This window comes from Gordonia alkaliphila (assembly GCF_023017165.1).
Classification (GTDB): domain Bacteria; phylum Actinomycetota; class Actinomycetes; order Mycobacteriales; family Mycobacteriaceae; genus Gordonia; species Gordonia alkaliphila.
Genome location: NZ_JALKBW010000001.1, coordinates 633,166 through 659,374, shown reverse-complemented (window position 1 = coordinate 659,374; position 26,209 = coordinate 633,166). Strand labels below are relative to the sequence as shown.

The window sequence follows — 26,209 nt, the reverse complement described above, 5'->3', positions numbered from 1 at the left end:
GAAATGTAACGAAACCGGCGGTGAAAGAGACTTAAATGGGAGGAGGTTCGGTGGTGCAGCGAGAAGTTGAGTCGGGTGGCGAAGGCGACGAATCCGCCGAACCCAGTGCGCGACACGAGTTGCTGCCGTTGACCCCTGCTCAGCGCGGGATCTGGTTCGCCGAACAGCTCACGCCCGACTACTCCGTCTGTATCGCGCAGTACATCGACATCCGTCATGCCCCCGGAGACCTCGACTTCGATCTGCTCGCAGAGTGCACGGAGGTCGTGGGGCGGGAGATCGAGTCTCCCTATCTTCGGATCACGGAGGTCGACGGCGTTCCGATGCAGTACTACGACAGCGAGTACGACCAGACGGTCGAACGCGTTGATCTCCGCGCACACCCCGAACCTCTCGTTGAAGCGAAGCGCTGGATGCTCGCCGAGCACCGACGCACGATCGACGTACTCGATGAACCGCTGGCAGCCGCTGCCGTGATCAGGGTCAGCGACGACCACACGATCCTTTACCAGCGTGCGCACCATCTCATCATTGACGGCTATGGCGCGCTGACGATGCTCAAGAGAGTGCTGCGGCGGTACAACGCACTCCGTGCCGGTGAGGAGCTCAATGGCAAAGCGGCGGCGACGCTGGCAGAAATCGTCGACTACGCAGCCTCTTACGAGACGAGTTCGAGGCGGGACAAGGATCGGCAACACTGGCTCGAGCGAGCAGACGATCTTCCTGAGGGAGTGACCCTCGCCAGCCGCAAGGCGGCGGCCACACCGTCCTTCGACAACGTAGTCAGCGAACGAATCCTGCCTTCGGACCTGCAGAATCGCATCGAGGCGGTGGCCCGAGCGCATTCGACCTCTCCCGCCGTTGTCGTCACCGCAGCATTCGGCGCCTACTTGGCGCGGGTGTCCGGCAGCGGTGACGTGGTCTTGAGCCTTCCGGTGACCGGGCGCCTGAATGCGAAGCTCAAAGACTCCGCCGGCATGGTGTCCAATGTGGTGCCCATTCGGTTGCAGGCCGGTGCGGCCGTCACCGGTGCGGACCTAGTGAAGGCGGCGCAACTGGAGTTGACCGGAGCGCTCCGTCATCAGCGCTACCGGTCCGACGACATCCGGCGGGATGCAGGCTTGTCGAGCGCCGCTATGTCGTTCGGACCGACCGTCAATATGATCTTCTTCGACGAGCCGCTGGCCATCGAAGGCGGCGAACTGGAATATCACATCCTCGCAGCAGGTGCGCTCGAGGATCTGCTGGTCATGCTCTATCAAGCCGGCCCGGATGCTCCGCTGTCGGTCGACCTGCACGGGAATCCGAGTCTCTACAGCGAGTCGGATCTGGCATCGCATCACGAGCGATTCACCGGATTCCTCGACCGCTTCGTCGAGATGATGCTCGACGACCCAGATCGTCCCCTCGCGACCCTCAGCCTGCAGCCAGGCCACGAGAGTGATGCAGTGGCCGTGTCTGCGCGCGGGGCAGCGCCATCGACGTTGCGAGAGATTCTGCTGGACGGCGAGCGCCAGCGAGTCCCTGGCTCTGTCGCAGTGAGCGGTGATCGGATGGTCACTCAGCAGGAATTCGAGCAGACTACCAATCGCCTGGCCCGTGAGTTGATCGCCAAGGGTGCGGGTCCGGGATCCGTCGTCGCCGTGGACATGGCTCGGTCTGCCTGGTCGGTGATAGCGTGCGCCGCAGTCGCGAAGAGTGGGGCAGCCTTTGTCAGCGTCGATCCCCGGCACCCGTCCGAACGTCGCGAGTTGCTGCTCGCGGACGCCGGGGCCGTGCTCGGACTTGCGCTCAGTGGAGTCGGTATCGAATACCACGCGGGGACCGAGTGGATCGTCCTTGATGATCCGCAACTGGAAGTTACGCTCAGTGGACGCAGTGCTGCGCCGATCGTCGAACATGAGCTGCGGAGGACACCTCATCTGGACGATCCGGCGTATCTGATCTACACATCCGGTTCGACGGGAACGCCGAAGGCGACCGTTGTTCCGAATCGCGGTATCGCCAATCTCGTCGCGAATCAGCAGCGGTTGCTCGGGCTGTCTCCCGAGTCGAGGGTCCTGCACGTGGCGTCGCCGAGCTTTGATGCCTCGGTCTTCGAACTGCTCATGGGTCTTGCGTCGGGGTGCCGGATCGTTGTCGCCGACAGCGATACCTACGCCGGTCCGGATCTCGAACAGCTCATCGTCGAAAGCGGCGTGACGCACATCGTGATGACACCGGCGGCATTGCAGACGATCAACCCGGACGCAGTTCCGTCCGTCGAGATGACCCTGAGCGCCGGTGAGACGTGCCCGCCAGAACTTATGCGCCAGTGGGTGGACGCCGGCCGGTCGTTCTTCAACCTCTACGGCCCCACTGAAGCGACGATCTGGGCGACCGCCGACGGCCCCTACCAGCCAGCGGATGAGATCACCATCGGTCGTGCGCTCGACGGTGTCGGCGCACTGGTGCTTGATGCTGCGCTGCATGAGGCGCCGGTCGGTGCTGCGGGAGACCTCTACCTCATCGGTGAACAGGTAGCTCTCGGATATCTTCATCGCCTGGGACAGACGGCAACGGCCTTCGTGGCGTGTCCGTTTGTGTCGGGCACGCGGATGTACCGCACAGGTGATCGCGCAGTGCGCCGGGCCGACGGGCGACTCGACTTCCTCGGCCGAAGCGATTTCCAGCTGAAGATTCGCGGAATCCGGATCGAACCCGGTGAGGTGGATTCGGCACTGGTGGCGCACCCGGCGGTCGCCAATGCGATGAGCCTTGGGGTGAAGGGGCCCGCCGGTGAGATGGTGCTGGTCTCGTACGCGAGCCTGACTGGGGGCGCGCAGGCCACCGGTGACGAACTGGTGGAATTCCTTGCCGAACACCTCCCGACGCACATGGTGCCTAGCAGCATCGTGGTGATCGATGAGTTCCCGACCACTCTGGTGGGCAAGATCGACCGCCGAAGGCTGCCGGCCGTGGAATTCCGGCCGTCACGGTCGGAGTACGTCGCGCCGCGTCCCGGGCTGGAGGAGACGATCGCCCGGAGCTTTGCCGAGATCCTCGAAATCGATCAAGTCAGCACCGAAGACAGCTTCTTCGAGTTGGGCGGCACCTCGCTGTCCGCAGCCCGGCTGGCTGCTCGGCTCTCCGAGGTTATCGGCCGCAAGGTCACCGTCCGGACCATCTTCGACGGCGACAGTGTGACCGGGATTGCCGCCGAGGTGGAGAAACTAGTCGAGGTTGAAGACGGTCCGGAGTTGGTTGCCCTCGACCACACCGGACCTGTTGAGATCTCTGAGGCCCAGCGTGGGATGTGGCTGCTGAATCAGGGCGATACCGGATCGGCCGCCTACAACCTGCCGCTGGTACTCCAACTGAGCGGTCCGCTGGACCTGCCGGCATTGAGATCTGCTGTCGCGGACGTGCTGGAGCGGCAGGCAGTGCTCCGCACCCGGTACCCGATGGTCGACGGCGAACTGATGATGGTCACCGATTCGGTCGCGGATGCGATGGCTGGATGGGACATGGAACCGGTCGCCGTCCTCGGTTCGGTCGAGGATGCGGTCCGCGAGGTCACCGATCTCGGCTTCGATGTCTCGGCTTCGGTACCGGTTAGCATTCGTCTCCTGCGTGTCGCTGCGGATGAACACATTCTTGCCTTGGTAATCCATCACATCAGCGCCGATGGGGCCTCTATGGTTCCGTTGGCCCACGATCTCATGGTGGCGTACAGCGCACACCACACCGGTCAGACAACGCAATGGCATCCGCTGGCGGTGCAGTATCGGGACTTTGCGGTCTGGCAGCAAGGGCGCCTTGCCGTCGTCGACGACAGCGGCCTGGCGATGCGTGACCGGCAGCTCGACTACTGGCGATCGCGGCTATCAGGGGCACCGGAGTCGATCGATCTGCCCATCGATCGTCCTCGGCCGGCCGAGCCGAGTGGTCGAGGAGGGACGGTGCACTTCGTCCTGCCCTCCGATCTAGTCGTGAGTCTGGAGAAGATCGCACGCCAACACAATTCGACGCTGTTCATGGTCACCCATGCGGCGTTGGCGATACTGTTGGGCCGTTTGAGCGGCGCACAGGACGTGGTGGTCGGCACGCCGCATGCCGGACGCGGCCTTGCTGCCCTTGACGAACTCGTTGGCATGTTCGTGAATACTCTCGCGCTGCGCACCGCCATCGATTCGGCGATTCCGTTCTCCAGCTTCCTCGAGCAGGTCCGCGATGAAGATCTGGCGGACATGGCAAATGCAGACGTGGCTTTCGAATCGGTGGTTGCTGCAGTAGACGCACCGCGGTCGAGGGCGTTCAACCCGGTCTTCCAGGTCGTCTTCTCGTTCCAGAACCTGGAGTTCCCTGCGATGACGCTCGACGGCCTGACCATTAGCGCCGTGCCCGAAGCGGACACCCCCGCGAAGGTCGACCTGCAGCTGACGCTGTTTCCCAACGATCCTATCGCGCTTGGCGCACATGCTGTCGATGACTCAATCCGGGCAGAGTTGCTGTATTCGGCCGACCTGTTCGATAGGGACACCGTTCAGGTGTTCGCTGATCGGTACCTCAGCGTATTGCGTGCAATTGCGGAGGATCCGGAGGCGATTCTCGCTGATCTGTCTATCGCCACCGTTGACGAGGTGAACCGTGCGAAGGCAGAGGAGTCCGACGTGGAGACGGCGTTGTGCGACCTCGTGGCCGATGCCGCGGTCGCTGCACCCGACAAGATCGCGGTCGACGCGAACGGCGCCGTCATCGATTTTTCGACCCTTTGGGGAATGGCCTCGGTGATGGCCGTGTCTATGACCGACGCTGATTCTGCGCTGACGACGGCTCTCCTGGCGCTCGCCCCCGGTGTTGCAACGGCTGGCCCGGAAGTGCTGGGCACAGTGTTGACGGAGCTGCGGCACCGGGCTCTGGAGGCCACCGGAGTTATGGAACCGGAGGAGTCTCGGACGATATGACGATCCCAGTTGGCACAACTGAGTTCGTGCGGGTCTGGGGCAGTTCACCGAGCGTTATCGACCAGATCGCGTACGTCGCGGCAATCGATCCTGCGCGAGTAGCAATAGACCGTCCGGATTCGCCGGTCACCTTTGCTGAACTGCACGCGCAGGTGTCGTCGACCGCCGCCGTACTGGCTGTGCAGGGGCTCGACGCGGGAATATCAGTCAACGCGGCAATCACCAGTGCGTTGCCGGTGTCCGAATTGGCTCCGGCCGAGATCGCTGCGCGTTCGGAAGCGGTGATCGTGGGCATCGAGCGTGCGGTGCACGAGGTCGCAGGTACCGAGGATCTCGGGACTCTGCCGGGGATCCTCCGCAGCGTCAGCCGGCGCGAGCCGGATCGCATCGCCGTGAACGATCTTGACGGAGGCCGGCTCACCTACCGTGAACTCGACGAGCGCTCCGACGCGCTGGCCGCGGGACTCATCGCGGCCGGTGCCGGACCGGAGCAACGGGTGGGTGTGGCACTGCCGCGCACCGTGGACCTGATCGTCGCGTTGGTTGCAACGGTGAAGACCGGTGCGGCATACCTGCCGTTGGACAGTTCCCACCCGATCGACCGGATCCGGTCGATCGTGGACGAGGCGGTGCCGGTGCTGATCCTTGCCGAGCCGGCGACCATCGACCGCTGGGAGGAACTCGGATCATCGCTGGCCACTCCCGGCGAGACGGCGGGGAATGCGACGGAGTCGACACGCACGGCGCTGCCGCGCCGCATCGATCCGCGACATCCGGCTTACGTCATCTACACCTCTGGTTCCACCGGAAAGCCCAAGGGCGTCGTCGTGACTCACGACGATGTCGTCACCCTGTTGTCGGCGATGGCGCGCGAGTACGACTACTCGCCCGACGACGTGTGGACGATGTTCCAGTCGTACGGCTTCGACCTTTCCGTCGGAGAGGTCTGGGTGGCCCTCGCCTTTGGTGGGCGGCTGGTCGTACTCGACTACCTGACCACCCGGGCACCGGACGAGTTCGTCGATGTGCTCGATCGGGAACAGGTGACAGTCGTCAATCTGACGCCCTCTGCCTTCTACCAGCTGGCTGCGGCGGTGCGTGAGCCCGCGCCGGGTCGACTCTCGCAGTCGCTGCGGTCGATGATCTTCGTCGGTGAGGCACTCGACTTCGCACAGGTACGTCGGTGGTTCGAGGACCGCCGACGATACGACGGCAACGACGGCCCGCAACTGAACAACATGTACGGCCCGACCGAGGCGACGGTCTATCTCACGCGCCGGGAGCTCACACCGGAGTTCGTCGATTCGACACTGGCCAGCGATATCGGCACCGAACTGGCGCAGTCGCGGTTGTACGTCCTCGACTCACGGCTCAAGAAAGTTCCTGACGGGGTCCCGGGCGATCTCTACCTCGCCGGCGGTCAGCTTGCGCGGGGGTACGACGGACGCTTTGGACTCACCGCTTCCCGTTTCGTTGCCGACCCCTTCGGTGCTCCGGGCGACCGGATGTATCAGTCCGGGGATCTGGCGATTATCCGCGGCGGGGGGCTGGAGTTCCTCGGGCGCGCAGACGACCAGGTGAAGGTCCGTGGTTACCGCATCGAACTCGGCGAGGTCGAGTCGGCGCTGGAGACGGCCGAAGGCGTCAACGCCGCCGCCGCGGCAGTGAAACAGCGCGACGGATTCCCCGAGCAACTCGTCGGTTACGTTGTCGGCGCGATGCCGGACGGCAGCCCACTGGACGTGGCGCATGTGCGGAGCGCCGCAGCGTCGAAGGTTCCGGACTACATGGTTCCGGACGTCGTGATGGTTCTCGAGCAGATGCCGCTGAACGCCAGTGGCAAGCTCGATCGGCGCGCGCTCCCCAAACCCGTGCTCGCCTCGCAGGCTCGGTATGTCGCACCGGAGAACGAGACCGAGGAACAGCTCGCGAAGATCGTCACCGAAGTGCTGGGCCTCGAGCGGGTCAGCGTGACCGAGTCGATCTTCGAACTCGGCGGTAATTCGTTGCTGGCCGCGAAGATCGTGGGCCGTGCTAGCGACACCCTCGGCGTGTACGTCAACATGCGCGATATCTTCGCCGCGCCCACGGTGCGTGCGCTGGGCGCGAGGCTCGGCGAGTTGGGGTCGGCGTTGCCGGCGTTGACCGCGCCGGAGACCCGGCCGGACCTGCTGCCGCTCTCGCTGGCGCAAGAGCGGATGTGGTTCATCAACCAGTTCGATCGTGACGATGCGGCGTACAACATCCCCATGACGTTGCGGGTCAGCGGTGACCTGGACCTCGACGTGCTCCGCGTCGCTGTCGGTGATGTGATCGCCCGGCATGAGGTGCTGCGAACGGTGTTCGCCGACGTCGACGGTGTCGCGGTGCAACGGATCTCTCCGGCATCGGATATCGCCGCGAAACTGGATTGGCGTGTCCTGGACTCGGAGGGACAGTTCGCCCGAGCTGCCGCCGAGGGCTTCGACGTCACGACGTCGTGGCCGATCCGTGTGCTCGTCTGGCAGACGGCGTCCGACGAGCACATCCTTGGGCTGATCACCCATCACATCGCCGCCGACGGTGAGTCCCTGCTGCCACTGGTGAGCGATTTGGTTACCGCGTACACCGCGCGCCGCAGTGGGAAGGCCCCGCAGTTCGCGCCCCTGGAGATCCAGTTCGCCGACTTCGCACTCTGGCAGCGTTCCGCTCTGGGCAGTCCCGACACCCCCGGCACAGTGCTGGGCGATCAGCTCGCCTACTGGCGTGAGCAACTCGACGGACTCCCGGACGTCCTCGAACTGCCTGCCGATCATCAGCGGCCCGCGCGAGCTACGCATCACGGCGAGCAGATCGACTTCGGGATCACCCCCACTGTGGCCGATCGGCTGACCGCTCTTGCACGCGAGGCGGACGCGACGCCCTTCATGGTGGTGCATGCCGCGCTGGCAGTGTTGCTCGCTCGTTTGTCGGCGACCGATGACATCGCGATCGCAACGCCTACTGCAGGTCGAGGGCAGGACGTACTCGAGCCGCTAGTCGGCATGTTCGTGAACACGCTCGTGCTTCGCGCGCGGGTGGATCCGGCGATGTCGTTCCGGGAGCTCGTGGAGCAGGTGCGCGCCGACGACCTCGATGCCTACGCGAATGCGGACATCCCGTTCGAGGCGCTGGTCAATGCCTTGGACCCGGTTCGCAGCGAGGCGTTCTCCCCGCTCGCACAGGTCATGCTGTCGTTCGATCCGGCGGCTTCCGCGGCTACCGCCGGCCTCGAAGTCGCCGGGCTGACGATCGCCTCGGTGCCCTCGCCGGTGATTCCGGCCCAGGTCGACCTGACGGTGACCATCGCAAGTGCCCCGGAGTCCGAGCCGTGGTCGGGTGCGGTCGTCTACGCAACCGATCTGTTCGCGCCGTCGTCGGCGCAGCGGCTCGCCGACCGATTCGTTCGCCTCCTCGGAGAATTGACTGCTGCGCCGGATCGGCCCGTCGGTGACGATCCGATACTGCTCGACGGAGAGCTCGCGTCGCTCAAGGAGCTCTCGTCTGGTCCGACGGTCGATGTCGCGGTTGGATCGATCGCGGATGCTGTTGCGGCGCACGTCGTTTCGACACCGGAAGCCGTGGCGGTCGTATTCGATGGTCGTGAGGTCACCTACGCCGAGTTCGGTGCGCGGGTCGCGACGCTGGCGCGCGAGTTGATCGCTGCCGGGGTGGGCCCGGAGACGGCTGTCGGCGTGTGCATCGACCGCAGCGTTGAATTGCTGGTGGCAGTACACGCGGTGACCGCTGCGGGAGGCCAGTACGTGCCGGTCGATCCGGGTGCTCCAGCCGAGCGCACGCGTGTGATGCTGGAGACCGCGGACGCAGAGTTTGTGCTGGTGGCCACTGGAGTCGTGCCCGCGCCGGTATCGGGTTTGCCGGGTGTGCGGGTGGTTGAGGTCGACGCTTCCGGCGAGGTGGCAGCGGCCGCGGCTGCGGTCACCGATGCCGACCGCTTGGCGCCGGTGAGTGCGGACAATGCGCTGTACACACTGTTCACGTCGGGATCTACCGGTGTGCCGAAGGGCGTCACGGTCTCGCACGGGGCTGCTGTTAACCTGCTGGAGTGGATCTGCGGTGCGGCGATCTCACCGGACAGCCGAGTGTTGCTGAAGACCCCGGTCACGTTCGATGCGTCGGTGTGGGAACTGTTCGCGCCGTTGATGGCGGGGGCGACGACGGTCGTTGCGCGGCCGGATGGTCATCGCGATCCGGAGTATCTGGCGCAGGTGATCGAGGCGCAGCAGATCACGGTGGTGCAGTTCGTTCCATCGTTGTTGGCGATCTTCGTCGAAGATCCTTCAGCGAGTCGGCGGCTCGATTCGCTGCGCATTGTGCTCAGTGGGGGCGAGGCGTTGCCGCAGACGGTGTTCGAGCGGATCGCTTCGATCGCACCGAAGTCACAGATCATCAATCAGTACGGTCCGACTGAGGCCACGGTCGATTCGGTGGTCGCCTTCCTGGAACGGGGCCGCCGGGTGGGGATCGGCCTGCCGACCCCGAACACGCAAGCTTATGTGCTTGATGACCGGCTGCAATTCGTGCCCGAGCAGGTCCCGGGAGAGTTGTATCTGGGTGGCGCACAGCTCGCGCGCGGATACGCTGACGCGCCCGGGTTGACCGCTGAACGGTTCGTCGCCGACCCGTTCGGGGCGGAGGGTTCGCGGTTGTACCGCACCGGTGACCTGGTCCGGCGGCTGGCCGACGGTTCGCTGGAGTACCTGGGACGTACCGATTTCCAGGTGAAGTTGCGGGGTCAACGCATCGAGCTCGGCGAGATCGAGTCGGTGATCGCCGCTGGCGCGGGTGTGGTGCATGCGGCGGTGACCGTCACGCAAGCACCGACGGGTGGCGAGTTCCTCGTCGCTTATGTCTCGCCGGCGTCGGTGGATGTCGAGGCGTTGCGGGAGCATGTGGCGGCGGCGTTGCCGGAGTACATGCAGCCGTCGGTGTGGACGGTGCTGGACGAGGTGGTGCTCAATACCGCGGGCAAGCTTGATCGGCGGGCGCTTCCGGCTCCGGACTTCAGTGCCGCCGAGGGTGAGTATGTGGCTCCGGTGGGTGCGGCAGAGGAGCAGCTGGCAGCCATCGTGGGTGGTCTGCTCGGTGTCGACCAGGTATCGGTGACGGAGTCGTTCTTCGCGCTGGGTGGCGATTCGATCATGTCGATCCGGTTGGCGTCGGCGGCGCGGGCAGCCGGCTGGGAGCTGTCGCCGAAGGATATCTTCGAGAGTCGCACCGTGCGCAAGATGGCGGTGATGGGCGCCGACCCGAACCGCGGCGTGTCGCTGCTCGAAGAACCGCCGGGTGGTGGTGCGGGACCGTCGGTCATCCGGCCCGCGGTGTCCTGGATGGTGGAACTCTCCGACACCGCGCACGACTTCGCCGACTTCTCGCAGTCGGCGGTGCTCGTTGCGCCCGAAGAACTCACCGCACAATCGCTCAGTGAGGTGCTGGGCGCCGTGGTCGACGTGCATCCGATGCTGTCCGCGCAGCTGCGCGAGGTGGACGGCGAGTGGTCGCTAGACGCCGGCACCGGTTTCGACGTCGACGGTGCGGTCATCGAAGTCACCTCGCCGCACCGGATCGAGTCCGCCGACTTCGATGCGGACCTGCGTACCGCATTCGACACGGTCGCGGGGAGGCTCGACCCGTCGCGCGGGCGACTCGTTCAGGCGGCGTTGGTTCGCGACGCTGACGACCGCGCCCGGATCGTGCTGGTGATTCATCACATCGGGGTTGACACGGTCTCCTGGCCGGTGATCATCGAGGACCTGATCACCGCCTGGGCCCAGTGGCAGGACGGTGTTCCATTCGGGCTTCGCGCCGAGGAGACCAGTGCGCGGGCCTGGGCGGCCGCGGTCGCGCGCCGCGTGGACACCTTTGCGGACCAATATGGCTACTGGCTTCAGCGACTTCCGGAGCGGCCGACCGATCTCGGCGCCGAGTTCGATCGCGACAGGGACCGGGACAGGACCGCGTCCACGGTCCTGCACCACGTCGCCGCCGATGTCACCGACGCCGTTCTCGCTTCGGCGACCCAATCGTTCCAAGGCAACGTCAACGACGTCCTCCTCGGCACCTTCGCGCGTGCCGTGCGACGTTGGCAGGAGTCGTGCGGGATCGCCGACGAGGCGCCGGTGTCGGTGCTCGTCGAGGGTCACGGCCGCGATGAGGAGATTCTCGAGACCGGTCCCGAGCCGGTCCGTGCCGACCTGTCGCGCACGGTGGGCTGGTTCACCACCCTGATCCCGATGAGCCTCGATCCCGCGGGCGATGTGGTGCACGCGATCAAGGCGGCCAAGGAAGAACGCCTCGGGATCCCTGACCATGGCGTCGGCTTCGGTGAACTGCGGTACCGATCCGGCGGCGAGTTGGCCGCGCGGCCGCTGCCGACCATCCTCTTCAACTACCTCGGCTCGGTGGCTGAAAGCCGCAGCGAGACCGAGCTTCCGCTCACCCCAGTGGGCCAGGCGCTGGAATTCCCCGTGTCGCCGGCCGGCAGGATGGCCATGGCCGCAGGACTGGTGATTGACGCGGTAGCCGTCGCGGACGGAGGCAGTAGGCAGCTGCGGATCCGTTTTCGGTTCGCCGAGGCACTGCTGTCGCCTGCCGAGGTGCAGGATCTTGCCGAGCGTTGGACGAGTGAACTCGCTGACGCGGTGACAGCGGCCGACGCCGGAGTCGGCTTGTCGCCGTCGGACGTGCCGGGGTCGGGAATCACACAGCAGGAACTCGATCGGATCGCGGTGGAGGTTCCGGACGCTCAGGTCTGGCCGTTGACTCCACTGCAGACTGGATTGTTCTTCCAATCCGGGATGGTTCGCGACGGCGAGCTGGATGCCTATCACGTTCAGGTGCGCGTGCAGTTCGGCGGTCAAATCGACGGCGATCGTCTGCGAGCGGCGATGGAAGCTCTGGTGGGCCATCACGACGTACTGCGGTCGGGCTTCCGGCAGATCAGTGCCGGGGTGGTGGCGGTGGTCCCCGGGGAAGTCTCGGTGCCGTTGCGCGAGGTGGATCTCACCGACCGGGATGACCTCGCCGCGCACAGGTGCCTGGAGGAGATCGCGGAGGCTGAGCGTGCGGCGCGGTTCGACTTGTCGTCGCCGCCGCTGATGCGGGCGGTCCTGGTCCGCCACCACGACGGCGCCGACCTGGTGGTCACCTCGCATCACATCCTGTTTGACGGCTGGTCCGGTCCGCTGGTGCTCGCGGATCTTCTCGCCGTCTATGCCACGGGGACGCCATACACTCCGGTACACGAGCACGGCTTCGCCGATCATGCGCGCGCCGTTGCGCGCACCGATGCCGCTGCCAGCGCCGCCGCTTGGCAGGAGACGCTGGCACCGGTGGACGGTCCGACGCGGATCGCACCGGCCGGAAGCACCGGGATAGATCAAGCGCCGCGCGAGGTCGCCTTCGCCCTGTCCGAACATACGTCCGCGGAGATCCTGCGCTTGGCACGGGAATCCGGGGCCACCCTGTCGACTGTCTTGCAGGCGGCCTGGTCCGTGCTGCTGTCCCGTCTGACTGGCAACCGCGTGGTTACCTTCGGTGAGACGGTGTCCGGGCGGTCGGCCGATCTCGATGGTGTCGACACCATGGTCGGCTTGTTCATCAACACCCTGCCTGTGGTCGCCGACGTCGATCCGTCGGTGACGTTCAGAGAAATGCTCGCGGCGCTGCAGCGCGACAAGGTCCGGGTGCTCGATCACCAGCATGTTGGGCTGCCGGACCTTGCCCGAATCTCACCGCAGGCGCTCGAATTCGACACGCTGTTTGTCCATGAGTCGTACCCCGTCGATACTGAGTCGATCTCGGCGGTCCGGTCGGATGGACTGGAGTTGCGTGGGCTCTCGATGCGGGACGCCTCCCACTATCCGGTCGGCTTCATCACCGAAGAACGCGACGGGGTGATTCGCGGGCATCTGAAGTACCTGCCGGGTGCGTTCGACGAAGCGCAGGTTCAGGTCTTTGCCGATGCGATCACCGAGATTCTCCGGGCCGGTGCTGCGGCGCCGGACCAGGTAGTGGCCGACCTGCCACTGCTCGACTCCGATGAGCGCGATCGGGTTCTGGCGGCGTCGTCGGGCCCGGTGACCCCTCGACAGGCGCGGGGAGCGGGAGGCGCCGCCCTTGCGGATGCTGTTGCGGCGCAGGTGATTGCTTCTCCGGAAGCTGCGGCTCTGGTGTTCGAGGGTCGGGAGGTGTCGTACCGCGAATTCGGTGCGCGCGTGGCGACGTTGGCGCGTGAGTTGATTGCTGTGGGCATCGGCCCGGATGTTGCGGTGGGTGTGTGTATCGATCGCTCGGTGGAACTGTTGGTGGCGATTCATGCGGTGACTGCGGCTGGTGGTCAGTATGTGCCGGTCGATACGGTGGCGCCGGCCGAGCGTGCGCGGGTGATGTTGGCGACTGCCGGCGCCCAGGTCGTGCTGGTTGCTGGCGTGGCACCCGAGGCGGTCGCTGGGTTCGAAGCCGTGACTCTCATTGAGGTGGATGCCTCGGGTGAGGTGGATCTGGCTGTCGCTGCGGTGACTGATGCTGATCGGCTTGCTCCGCTGCACGCCGACAACGCGCTGTACACGTTGTTCACGTCGGGTTCGACCGGTGTGCCGAAGGGTGTGACGGTCTCGCGTGCTGCCGCAGCGAACCTTCTCGAGTGGATCAGTGCTGCGGTGGTGTCACAGGACAGTCGTGTTCTTTTGAAGACTCCGGTGACCTTCGACGCGTCGGTTTGGGAGTTGTTTGCCCCGTTGATGGTGGGGGCGACGATGGTTGTTGCTCGCCCTGATGGTCATCGTGATCCTGCGTATTTGGCGCAGGTGATCGAGGCTGCTGCGGTGACGGTGGTGCAGTTTGTTCCGTCAATGTTGGCGGTCTTTGCCGATGATCATGCGTTGGGTGAGTACCTCGGTTCGTTGCGGACTGTGTTGTCTGGTGGTGAAGCGCTGCCAGAGGCAGTGTTCGAGCGGATCGCGGCGCTCACACCGAATGCTCAGATCATTAACCAGTATGGCCCGACCGAAGCCACGGTTGATTCGACTTTCTCGGTGTTGGAACGCGGCCGTCGTGTCGGTATTGGCTATCCGGCTCCGAACACGTGTGCATACGTCCTCGATGATCGATTGCAATTGGTGCCAGAAGGTGTGCCGGGCGAGTTGTATTTGGGTGGAGTCCAGGTGGCGCGGGGTTATGCGGCTGCGCCTGCGTTGACTGCGGAACGTTTCGTCGCGGATCCGTACGGTGAGCCGGGTTCGCGTCTGTATCGCACCGGTGACCTGGTCAAGCGCCAGGCCGGTGGCGATCTCGAGTACTTGGGTCGTACTGATTTCCAGGTGAAGTTGCGTGGTCAGCGTATCGAGCTGGGTGAGATCGAGTCGGTGATCGCGGGTGCTCCGGGTGTGGTGCATGCGGCCGCGATGGTCGCTGCGGCTGCGGCTGGTGGGGAGTTCCTGGTCGGTTATGTCTCGCCGGCGTCGGTGGATCTGGATGCGGTGAAGGCTCATGTGGCTGGGGCGTTGCCGGAGTACATGCGCCCGAGTGTGTGGACGCTGCTCGATGAGGTGACGCTCAGCAGTTCGGGCAAGCTGGATCGCCGGGCGCTGCCCGAACCCGACCTCTCGTCGGCGGCAGTGGAGTATGTGGCACCCGAGGGGGAAACCGAAGAGGTCCTCGCTGCGGTGTTCGCTGATGTGCTCGGTGTGGAGCGCGTGGGTGTCACTGAGTCGTTCTTCGATGCGGGTGGTAACTCGCTGTCGGCGATGCGGGTGGTCGCTCGGGCCGGTGAAGTGCTCGGTGTGGACCTGTCGATCCGCGACCTTTTTGACCACCCGACGGTTCGGGAACTCGCCGCGGCGTCGGTTGGCCGCGCGGCAGCTCTGCCTCCGGTGACGGCGGTGGTGCCGCGCCCGGACCAGATTCCGTTGTCGTTTGCGCAGCAGCGGATGTGGTTCATCAACCGTCTGGAACCGGACGCGCCGACGTACAACATTCCGGCGGTGTTGCGGCTGGCCGGCGATGTCGACATTGCTGCGTTGCGCGCTGCTGTTGTGGACGTGGTTTCGCGTCACGAGGTCCTGCGGACGACGTTCCCGGACGTTGCCGGTGCACCAGTCCAGCTGATTGCGCCCACATCTGCAGTGGCTGCGAACCTTGCCTGGACCGACGCTGCGTCCATTGACGACTTCCAGTCTGCAGTTGCGGCCGGCTTCGATGTATCGACCCAGTGGCCGATCCGTGCTGTGGTTCACCGTGACGGTGATGACGTTCTGTTCGCGGTGGTGGCGCACCATATCGGTGCGGATGGCGAGTCGATGCTGCCGTTCATTACCGACGTGTTGGTCGCATATGCTGCCCGCGCGGCCGGTGAGCTCCCGGTGTTTGCGGACCTGCCTGTGCAATTTGCCGACTACGCAATCTGGCAGCATCGGGTGCTCGGCGAACCCGACGATCCAGACTCGGTGGTCGGTCGCCAGATCGGCTTCTGGACCGAGCAGTTGGCTGGGATGCCAGATGTGTTGGAGTTACCGGCAGATCGCCCTCGCCCGGCAATCGCCTCCCACGTGGGTGATGAGGTTGGCTTCACGATCCCAGCTGATATCGGTGCGCGGATTCTGGGCCTAAGCCACGAGTCCGGCGCGACGCCGTTCATGGTCTTGCACGCCGCGCTGGCGGTGTTGTTGGCGCGTCTGACTGCGACCGAAGACATCGCTATCGCTACGCCGACGGCTGGTCGTGGTCAGGCTGAGTTGGACGCACTGGTGGGCATGTTCGTCAATACCTTGGTGTTGCGGACCCAGGTGGATTCGGCGGAGTCGTTCGCGGATCTCCTCGCCCAGGTACGGGCGACCGATCTGAATGCGCTGGCGCACGCCGATGTGCCGTTTGAGTCGGTGGTCGAGGCTGTCGATCCGGTGCGGTCGGAGGCGTTCTCGCCGTTGGCGCAAGTGATGCTGTCGGTGGATGCCGCCGCGTCGGTGGCGCACGCAGACCTGCAGATCGCCGGGATTACTGCGCAGCCGCTTCCGGCTCCGGTGATCCCGGCGCAGGTGGATGTGACGTTTAACGTGTATTCGGCTCCGGTCGACGCCGATTGGGTCGGCGCTGTGACCGTTGCTGTCGACCTGTTCGACCAGTCGACCGCCCAATCGCTGGCTGATCGTTTTGTCGCCCTGCTCGATGCGTTGACCGCTGACCCGCGGGCAGCAGTCGGCGACGCGGCACTTCTGTCGTCGGCGGAGTGGGCGGCGGCGATTGAACTGTCGGCCGGTCCGGTGGTCGCTACGCCGGCGGGGTCGGTTGCTGATGCGGTGGCTGTGCAGGTGGCTGCGACTCCGGATGCTGCGGCGTTGGTGTTTGCCGGTCGTGTGGTTTCGTACGGCGAGTTCGGTGCCCGGGTTGCGGTGTTGGCGCGTGAGTTGATTGCTGCGGGTGTGGGCCCGGATGTTGCGGTGGGTGTGTGTATCGACCGCAGTGTGGAGTTGCTGGTGGCGATTCATGCGGTCACTGCCGCGGGTGGTCAGTATGTTCCGGTAGATACCGGCGCTCCTGCTGAGCGTGCCCGCGTCATGCTTGAGACCGCCGGTGCTGGTGTGGTGCTGGTGGCTGCTGGAACCAGCCCGGAGCCGGTTGCTGATCTCGTTGGGGTGCGTCTGCTGGAGGTGGATGCTTCCGGTGAGGTCGACCTGGCGGTTTCTCCGGTGGCTGATGTTGAGCGTTTGTCGCCGGTGCGGCCGGAGTCGGCGTTGTACACGTTGTTCACGTCGGGTTCGACGGGTGTGCCCAAGGGTGTGACGGTGTCGCATGGTGCGGTGCTCAACCGACTGCGGTGGGGCTTGGCTGCTTTCCCGTGGACATCCGGTGATCGAATCATTTTAAAGACGCCGTACACCTTCGATGTGTCGGTGCCCGAACTGTATGCCCCGTTGATGGCCGGTGCGACCGTGGTGATTGCGAAGCCGGATGGTCACCGCGATCCGGGCTATATCGCTGACCTGATTGTCGAGTCGCAGGCGACGTCGGTGCACTTTGTGCCGTCGATGTTGTCGGTGTTCCTGGATGTGGTGGATCGGGAGAAACTTGCGTCGTTGACGTCGCTGCGGTGGTTGTTTGCTTCGGGTGAGGCGTTGCCGCCGGCGACGGTGAAGGCTGCGCACGAGATCTGGCCGGGCATCGGGATTCATAACCTGTTTGGTCCGACCGAGGCTGCTGTGGAGGTGGGTTGGGCTGATGTGTCTGACGCACCCGATGTGGTGACGATCGGGCGTCCGGTGTGGAACACCTCGATGCTGGTCTTGGATGATCGTCTGCGGCCGGTCCCTGATGGTGTGCCGGGTGAGTTGTATTTGGGTGGTGTGCAGGTGGCGCGGGGTTATGCGGCTGCGCCTGCGTTGACTGCGGAACGTTTCGTCGCTGATCCGTTCGGTGAGCCCGGTGGACGTTTGTACCGGACCGGTGACCTGGTGAAGCGTCTGCCGGGCGGGGACATCGAGTATTTGGGTCGTACTGATTTCCAGGTGAAGTTGCGTGGTCAGCGTATCGAGCTGGGTGAGATCGAGTCGGTGATCGCGGGTGCTCCGGGTGTGGTGCATGCGGCCGCGATGGTCGCTGCGGCTGCGGCTGGTGGGGAGTTCCTGGTCGGTTATGTCTCGCCGGCGTCGGTGGATCTGGATGCGGTGAAGGCTCATGTGGCTGGGGCGTTGCCGGAGTACATGCGCCCGAGTGTGTGGACGCTGCTCGATGAGGTGACGCTCAGCAGTTCGGGCAAGCTGGATCGCCGGCCGCTGCCCGAACCCGACCTCTCGTCGGCGGCAGTGGAGTATGTGGCACCCGAGGGGGAAACCGAAGAGGTCCTCGCTGCGGTGTTCGCTGATGTGCTCGGTGTGGAGCGCGTGGGTGTCACTGAGTCGTTCTTCGATGCGGGTGGTAACTCGCTGTCGGCGATGCGGGTGGTCGCTCGGGCCGGTGAAGTGCTCGGTGTGGACCTGTCGATCCGCGACCTCTTTGACCACCCGACGGTTCGGGAACTCGCCGCGGCGTCGGTTGGCCGCGCGGCAGCTCTGCCTCCGGTGACGGCGGTGGTGCCGCGCCCGGACCAGATTCCGTTGTCGTTTGCGCAGCAGCGGATGTGGTTCATCAACCGTTTCGACCCGTCGGCGCCGACCTACAACATTCCGGGCGCATTTCGCTTGCGCGGACCGGTCGATCTGGATGCCTTGCACAGTGCCTTCGTCGACGTGGTTCAGCGACATGAAGTATTGCATTCGGTGTTCCCCGACATCGACGGCCGACCGTTCCAATCCATCACGCCTATCGAGGGTGTTGAGCGTGCGCTCGATTGGCAGATCGTGGACACCCCGGAGGCCGTGGCCGCCGATCTGAGCCGCGGCTTTGACGTCACCCTCGACCTGCCATTGCGTGGGCGCGTCCTACGCGAGGCCGAGGATTCGTTTGTGCTCGCGGTGGTGGCACATCACATCGCCTTCGACGGACAGTCGTTTGCGCCGATGGTGGCCGATGTCTTGGCCGCGTATGCAGCCCGGACCGCGGGCGAAACGCCGGTGTTTGATCCGCTGCCGGTGCAGTACGCCGACTATGCAAGCTGGCAGCACGACGTCCTGGGTGCCCCGGAAGATTCCGAGTCGGTGATCGGCGGTCAGCTCGACTACTGGCGGAGTGCGTTGGCCGGTGCGCCGGACGTCATCAACCTGCCGATCGACCGTCCGCGGCCACCGGTGTTCTCGTCGCACGGCGATCACGTGCAGTTCCCGATTCCCGCGGAGTTGGGCTCGCGCATCGACGAGTTTGCCTCGCGCTCGGGTGCAACGCGCTTCATGGTGCTGCACGCCGCGTTCACGGTGCTCCTCTCCCGGATTACCGGTTCGGACGATGTGATGATCGGTACCCCGATCGACGACCGCGGACGACGCGATCTGGGCGCGTTGGTCGGCATGTTCGTCAACACCCTGGTGCTGCGGAACCACGTGGATCCGGGTGAGTCGTTCACCGATTTCCTGACGCGTGCCCGTGCGGCAGACTTGGAGGCTTTCGCTCACGCGGATGTGCCATTCGAGTCCGTTGTCGAAGCCGTTGATCCGGTCCGCAGCGAAGCTTTCTCGCCGCTGGTTCAGGTGATCTTCTCTGTTGATCCGCTGAGTACCCCGTCGCAGGGTTCGATTGCCGGAGTCACGATTGAGGCCGTCGATCCACCGGAGACCCCGGCGCAGATGGATCTGAACCTGACGATTTCGGCCGGTGAACCGTCGCAGGATTGGTCGGGCGCATTGACGTACGCCACTGCGATCTTCGACCGATCGACGATCGAGAAGCTGGGCGAACGATTTGTTGCTCTGCTAGGCGATCTGCTTTCCGCGCCGGAACGGCCCGTCGGCGACGTGGCGGTGGCCGGTGCGGAAGAGCTTGATCGGGTGATGGCCGAATCCGTGGGGTCGGTGGAGCCGACCCTGGACGAGACGATCGCCGATGCGGTCTTGGCTCAGGTCGAGGCCCGCCCGGATGCGCTGGCTTTGGTGGCAGGGGAGCGCGAGTTCTCGTACGGCGAGTTCGGTGCTCGGATCGGTGAGTTGGCGCGGGCGTTGATCGGTGCCGGGGTTGGCCCGGAGACCGCGGTTGGTTTGGTGATGGACCGCAGCGTCGAGTTGGTGACCTCCGTCCACGCCGTCCTGGCTGCCGGTGGCCAGTACGTGCCGATTGCGATGGATTCGCCGGCCGAGCGTGCCGAGTATGTGGCGACCACCGCGGGCGTGAAGCTCGTGTTGGTTGCCAAGGGTGCCGCGGTTCCTGAATTCGTGGCCGGCCTGAACGTCCCGGTACTTGAGGTCGATTGCTCGACCGAGCTGCCTGACAAGGTGAAGCCGCTGGATCCGTCCGAGCGCCTCGCGCCATTGCGGACTTCCGATGCGGCGTACACGCTGTTCACCTCGGGTTCGACGGGCCTGCCGAAGGGTGTGACCATCCCGCATGGTGCGGTGCGCAACTTTGTGGCGTGGTTCGACCAGACCGTTCCGACCGGCGATCAGCGTTTGTTGTTCAAGACTCCTCACACGTTCGACGCGTCGGTGTTGGAGTTGTTCTGGCCGTTGGTGGCGGGCCAGACGATGGTGATCGCTGATGCCGGGGGCGAACGCGATCCGCAGTACCTCGCTGACGTGATGAACGCTGCCGACGTGAGCGTTGTGCAGTTCGTCCCGTCACTGCTGGCTGCGTTCTTGGACATCGTCGGCGATGAGTCGCTGTTGCCGAAGCTGCAGGTGTTGTTCTCCGGTGGTGAGGCGTTGCCGCCGGCGGTGGCGAAGGATTTCCGTCGCCGGGTGCCGCAGGCGAAGGTGGTGAATCTGTTCGGTCCGACCGAGGCTGCGGTGTACACGATGTCGGCAGTGCTCGATGAGGTCGGTCAGGTGGTGCCGATCGGTGCGCCGATGGCCAACACCACGGCTTTCATCTTGGATTCGCGTCTGCATCCGGTTCCTGATGGTGTGGCCGGTGAGTTGTATCTGGGTGGTGTGCAGTCCGCACGCGGGTACGCCTCGCGTCCGGATCTGACCGCCGAACGCTTCATCGCAGACCCGTTCGGCGGGGACGGCGCGCGTCTGTATCGCACCGGTGACGTGGTCAAGCGCAGCACTGCTTCCGGTGAGCTCGAGTATCTGGGCCGTACCGACTTCCAGGTGAAGCTGCGAGGCCAGCGACTCGAGCTCGGTGAGGTCGAGTCCGCGATCGCCGGAGTCGGCGGCGTGGTGCATGCCGCGGCCCGCGTGGTTGAGGGTCCGGCCGGTGACCAACTGGTCGGCTATGTGGCGCCCGCATCGGTCGATACCGGGCAGGTGGCAGTTGAACTCGCGAAGCATCTGCCCGAATACATGGTGCCGACCGCCTGGGTCGCTCTCGAGCAGATGCCCCTTAATGCTGCGGGCAAGGTGGATCGCCGCTCGCTGCCCGATCCGGAGCTCGCAGCCGCCGAGTATGTGGCTCCGGAAACGGCGGAGGAAGAGACCGTGGCAGCGGTCTTCGCCGATCTGTTGGGCGTCGATCACGTCTCGGTGATCGAGAGCTTCTTCGATGCTGGTGGTAACTCGCTGGCCGCGATGCGACTGGTCGCCCGTGTCGGCGACGCACTCGGTGTGCAGGTATCGGTGCGTGATGTCTTCGATGCGCCGAGCGTGCGGGAGCTGGTCGCCGCCGTCGCCGGCCGTGCCCCGGCATTGCCTCCGGTTGCCAAGGTTGAGCCGCGCCCGTTGCATATCCCGTTGTCGTTTGCGCAGCAGCGCATGTGGTTCATCAACCAGCTCGATGGTGCCGCGGCCACGTACAACATTCCGCTGCTGCTCCGTTTGCGCGGCGAGGTCGACAGCGCTGCGCTGGAGGCCGCGTTAATCGACGTCGTCGCCCGCCACGAAGTGCTACGCACCACGTTCCCGGCCATCGATGGTGTGCCGACACAGCGCATCCATTCGGCCGATGACGTGCGCGGCCGACTGGACTGGGCGGTCACCTCGGATTCCGCCGAGCTCGAGCGTTCGGTTGTCGAAGGATTTGACGTCACCACCGAATTCCCGGTGCGTGCACGCCTGCTGACCGTCGACGACGATGAATCGATCATCGCGGTGGTGGTGCACCACATCGCCTTCGACCGCGAGTCGATGACACCGTTCGCCACCGATCTGCTGGCCGCCTACGCTGCTCGGGTTGCAGGTTCCGAGCCGGTGTTCGGCGAGTTGCCGGTCAGCTTTGCCGACTATGCGATCTGGCAGCACCAGACGCTCGGCTCGGTGGGCGACACAGCCTCGATAGTGTCGTCGCAGCTCGACTACTGGAAGACCCAGCTCGCCGGACTCCCGGACGTTCTGGAACTTCCGGCCGACCGGCCGCGACCGCAGCATGCCAGCGGATCCGGTGCAACGAGGCCCTTTGCGATCCCGTCTGAGCTCTCGGTGGCGATCAGCGAGCTGGCTGCTCGCCAGCAGGTCACTCCGTTCATGGTGTTGCATGCGGCATGGAGCGTCGTACTCGCTCGCCTGAGTTCCACCAACGACATCGCCGTCTCGACTCCGGTCGCCGGCCGTGGTCAGGCCGAACTCGATGCGCTGATCGGCATGTTCGTGAACACCCTGGTGCTGCGGACGCAGATCGACTTGGACGAGTCGTTCGAGGCGCTCGTGGATCGCGTGCGGGACATCGACTTGGCGGCCTTCGGAAACGCCGATGTGCCGTTCGAGTCGGTGGTCGAGGCGGTGAGCCCGGTCCGTTCCGAGGCCTTCTCGCCGCTGGCGCAGGTCTCGCTGACCTATCAGGATGTGCGCGCCGACGCCGACCGGCCCACGGTCATCGGCGGCATCGAGGCCTCGGCCGTCGATGTGCCCAATCCCCCCGCGCAGCGTGACCTCGCGCTCACGATTCAGAGTCGGGGCGATGATGACTGGTCGGGTTCGATCCTGTTCGCCACGGACCTGTTCGATGCGGAGTCGGTGGCCATTCTGGCGGAGCGCTTTGTACACCTGCTGCAAGAAGTGGTGGACAACCCGCAGCGCGCGGTCGGCGATGCCGATCTGCTGACCGCGGCCGAGCACGCGCTGCTGGATGCCGATCTTTCCGGGGAATCCTGGGTGGCCGGTGCGGACGTGGAGGTCGGCGCACCGGACACCGGAGCCGACCTGGTCGCCATCGCGGCAGCAGCCAGCCCGGAACAGACCGCCGTTCTGTACGACGGGGCGGAGATCACCTACCTAGAGTTCGCCCATCGCGTCGCCGAGCTCGCCCGAACTCTGATTGCTCACGGTGTCGGCCCGGAGACGGCCGTCGCGGTGCGCATCGATCGTTCCGTTGAGCAGTACCTGGCCGTTCATGCGGTGGTCGCTGCCGGTGCCCAGTACGTTCCGGTCGATCCCGCCTTCCCGGCGGCCCGGGTCGACTACCTGATCGGCACGTCGCAGGCCCAGGTCGTGTTGGTCGCTGCCGGGAGCGAGCCGTTCGAGGCCTCCGACGAGAGCCTGCTGGTTCTGACTGTGGACGCATCATCGGAGCTTCCCTCCGACGCCGCGCCGCTGGCTCCGTCCGAGCGGCTGGGTGAGGTGCTCCCGGAGAGCGCCGCCTACACGATCTTCACGTCGGGTTCGACGGGTCAGCCCAAGGGCGTGACCGTGACCCATCGCGGTCTGCGGAACATGCTCGGCTGGTTCACCGAATCGAACGGCGACCAAGCTCATCGTTTCCTGCTGAAGACGCCGTTCACCTTCGACGCTTCGGTGTGGGAGCTCTTCGGCCCGGTGTTCGCTGCCGCGCCGGTGGTGATTGCCGAAGCCGGCGGACACCGCGATCCGCGCTACCTGGCCGAACTGATCCGCGACAACGCGGTGACGACGGTGAAGTTCGTGCCGTCGATGTTGGCCGCGTTCCTGGACGGCGCCACCGGTGTCGACGTCACGAGCATCGGCTCGCTGCGACGCATCTTCTCCGGCGGCGAGGTGTTGACGCCGGCACTCGCCGCGGGCCTGATCGACGCTGTCCCCGAAGCTCACGTGATCAACCAGTACGGCCCCACCGAGGCCGTCGTCGACATCACCTACCGGCGGGCCTTCGGCACCGAGGACACCATTCCGATCGGTTCCCCGGTGTGGAACTCCACCGTGTACGTGCTCGACGACCGTTTGAACCCGGTACCCGAAGGGGTCGTCGGCGAGATGTACCTCGGCGGAGAGCAGATCGCCCGCGGATACGCGTCGCGACCGGGCCTGACGGCAGGCACGTTTGTGGCGAACCCCTTCGGGCCGCTCGGCTCGCGGCTGTACCGCACTGGTGACCGTGCCAAGTGGACTGCCGGCGGTGAACTCGAGTACTTCGGCCGCGCCGACTTCCAGGTGAAGCTTGGTGGTCAGCGCATTGAACTCGGTGAGATCGAGGCGGTCGCCGCGACGGTTCCCGGTGTGTTGCTGACTGCGGTCGTGGTGGCGAAGGCGCCCGGCGGAGTCGACCAGTTGGTTGGCTATCTGTCTGCGCGTAGCGGCGAGACCGTCGACGTCGACGAGGTCCGCGTGACGATGGCCCGGTCGGTGCCCGAGTTCATGCGGCCGCGCACCTGGATGGTGCTCGATGAGCTCCCACAGACCACGTCGGGCAAGGTCGACCGCCGTGCGCTGCCCGCCCCGGTGTTCGCCGAGCAGGAGTATGTGGCACCGGAAACTCCGGAAGAGGAGGCCGTTGCTGCGGTCTTCGCCGACCTGCTGGGCCTCGACCAGATCGGTGTCACCGACGACTTCTTCGACGTGGGCGGTAACTCACTGAGTGCGATGCGTCTGGTCGCACGGGTGTCCGACGCACTCGGCGTGGAGGTGTCGGTGCGCGATGTGTTCGCGGCACCGAGCGTGCGTGCGCTGATCGAGGAGACTCGCGGACGGATGCCGGCGTTGGCCCCGGTGACCGCGGTGGAGCCGCGGCCGGAACGGATCCCGCTGTCCTTCGCGCAGCACCGGATGTGGCTGATCAACCGACTCGATCCGACCACACCGATGTACAACCAGCCGACAGTACTGCGCGTGACCGGCGACCTGGACGTGGACGCGCTCCGCGCCGCCATGGTCGATGTGGTGGTGCGGCACGAGGTGCTGCGGACCACATTCCCGACGCACGGTGCCATGCCGTACCAGCAGATCGGCGACGTCGACTCGGTGCCGGACCAGCTCGACTGGAAGGTGGTCGATTCCGAAGACGAGATTCGGGCCGCGGCTACCACCGGCTTCGATCTGGTGCGCGAACGCCCGATTCGGGTTCGCGTGTGGGAAGCGGCCCCCGGCGAGTTCGTCGTCGCACTCGTAACCAACCACATTGCCTCCGACGGTGAGTCCAGGCTGCCGCTCGTCACCGATCTGTTCGTCGCCTACTCGGCCCACACCGGCGGTGCGGCTCCACAGTTCTCGCCGCTGCCGGTGCAGTTCGCCGACTACGCGATCTGGCAGCACGAGGTTCTCGGATCTCCGGACGACCCGGAATCGGTGGTGGGGCGTCAGCTCGACCACTGGAAGTGGGCACTCGCCGGATTGCCCGATCTGGTGGAACTGCCGGCCGACCGACCGCGCCCTGCGGTCGCTAGTGGTGTGTCTCAGTTTTGATTGGTTACTTCGGTGAGCGTTGCTCGTGCGCGGGCGACTTTGGCGAGGATGGATTCGGCGGTGGCGGTCCAGAGATACGGTTTCGGATTGGCGTTGCTGGCGGCGAGGTAGCTTTCGATGCTGGCGATCAGGTCTGGCACGGAGCCGAAGATCCCACGACGCAGATTCTTGTCGGTGAGGTCGCGGAACCAGCGTTCGACCTGGTTAAGCCAAGATGAGGAGGTCGGCGTGAAGTGCAGGTGGAACCGCGGATGTTTGGCGAGCCAGGCGGCGACGTCTTTGTGTTTGTGGGTGCTGTAGTTGTCCAGAATCAGGTGGATCTGCAGGTCGGTGGGGACTTCACGGTCGATGGTCGTCAAGAACTTGAGGAATTCCTCGTGACGATGTCGCGGCAGGCATTGGCCGATCACCGTGCCGGTCAACACATCTAATGCAGCGAACAGTGTGGTTGTGCCGTTGCGTTTGTAGTCGTGGGTCATGGTTCCGGCGCGGCCGCGGATCATCGGCAAGGTGGCCTGGGTGCGATCGAGCGCCTGAATCTGAGACTTCTCATCCATGCACAGGACGACGGCTTTCTCGGGAGGGTTCAGATACAGTCCGACGACGTCGATGACCTTGTCGGTGAACTTCGGATCGTTGGACACTTTGAACGAGTTCACCAGGTGCGGTTTCAGTCCGAGGTCAGACCAGATGCGTTGCACGGTAGCGGGACTGACGCCGACCTCGGTGGCCATCGACCGGCACGACCAGTGGGTTGCGCCAGCCGGCCGGGACTTGGTGGTCAACTCGACGATCCGGGCGACGGTCTCGGCAGGGATTGTTGATTTGCGGCCGCGCCCGGGCGCGACCTTACCCCAGTTCGCAAGCCCTTCTTTCTCGAATGCTTTGCGCCACAATCGAACTGTCGTAGCACTGACACCGTGCCGGGTCGAGATTGTCTTGTTGCCCACCCCGTCGGCGGCAGCAAGGAGTACCGCGGCGCGAACGACTTCACGATGAGCGGCTACCTGCGATCGACTGATTCGCAAGAGGACTTCCCGATGCTGGTCAGACATGGTTAAGGCTGCGGCAGGAGCGGACATGCCCCAGTCTAACTCATAACGGATCAATCATTTGCGA

General features: G+C 65.1%; 3 protein-coding genes. 2 read left to right on the top strand and 1 reads right to left on the bottom strand.

What is annotated here, in order from left to right; translation table 11 throughout:
- Positions 1 to 50 precede the first annotated feature (50 nt).
- Positions 51 to 4,946, top strand: a complete 4,896-nt coding sequence (locus MUG78_RS02700) for a non-ribosomal peptide synthetase (protein WP_246991959.1) — start codon at positions 51 to 53, stop codon at positions 4,944 to 4,946.
- Positions 4,943 to 25,090 carry a non-ribosomal peptide synthase/polyketide synthase gene (locus tag MUG78_RS02695; protein WP_246991957.1) on the top strand — a complete coding sequence of 6,716 codons (20,148 nt, stop codon included), beginning with the start codon at positions 4,943 to 4,945 and terminating at the stop codon, positions 25,088 to 25,090. The genes MUG78_RS02700 and MUG78_RS02695 overlap by 4 nt, the downstream gene beginning before the upstream one ends.
- Here MUG78_RS02695 and MUG78_RS02690 read toward each other — a convergent pair.
- Complete coding sequence (locus MUG78_RS02690) at positions 25,081 to 26,172, bottom strand: IS630 family transposase (RefSeq protein ID WP_246991954.1); 1,092 nt, start codon at positions 26,170 to 26,172, stop codon at positions 25,081 to 25,083. The two genes, MUG78_RS02695 and MUG78_RS02690, sit on opposite strands and share 10 nt — an antisense overlap.
- Positions 26,173 to 26,209: the final 37 nt, after the last annotated feature.

Excerpts from the sequence above, each read along its gene's own strand:
- MUG78_RS02695 (WP_246991957.1), top strand. The coding sequence starts at position 4,943 with ATGACGATCCCAGTTGGCACAACTGAGTTCGTGCGGGTCTGGGGCAGT.
- MUG78_RS02690 (WP_246991954.1), bottom strand. The coding sequence starts at position 26,172 with ATGTCCGCTCCTGCCGCAGCCTTAACCATGTCTGACCAGCATCGGGAA.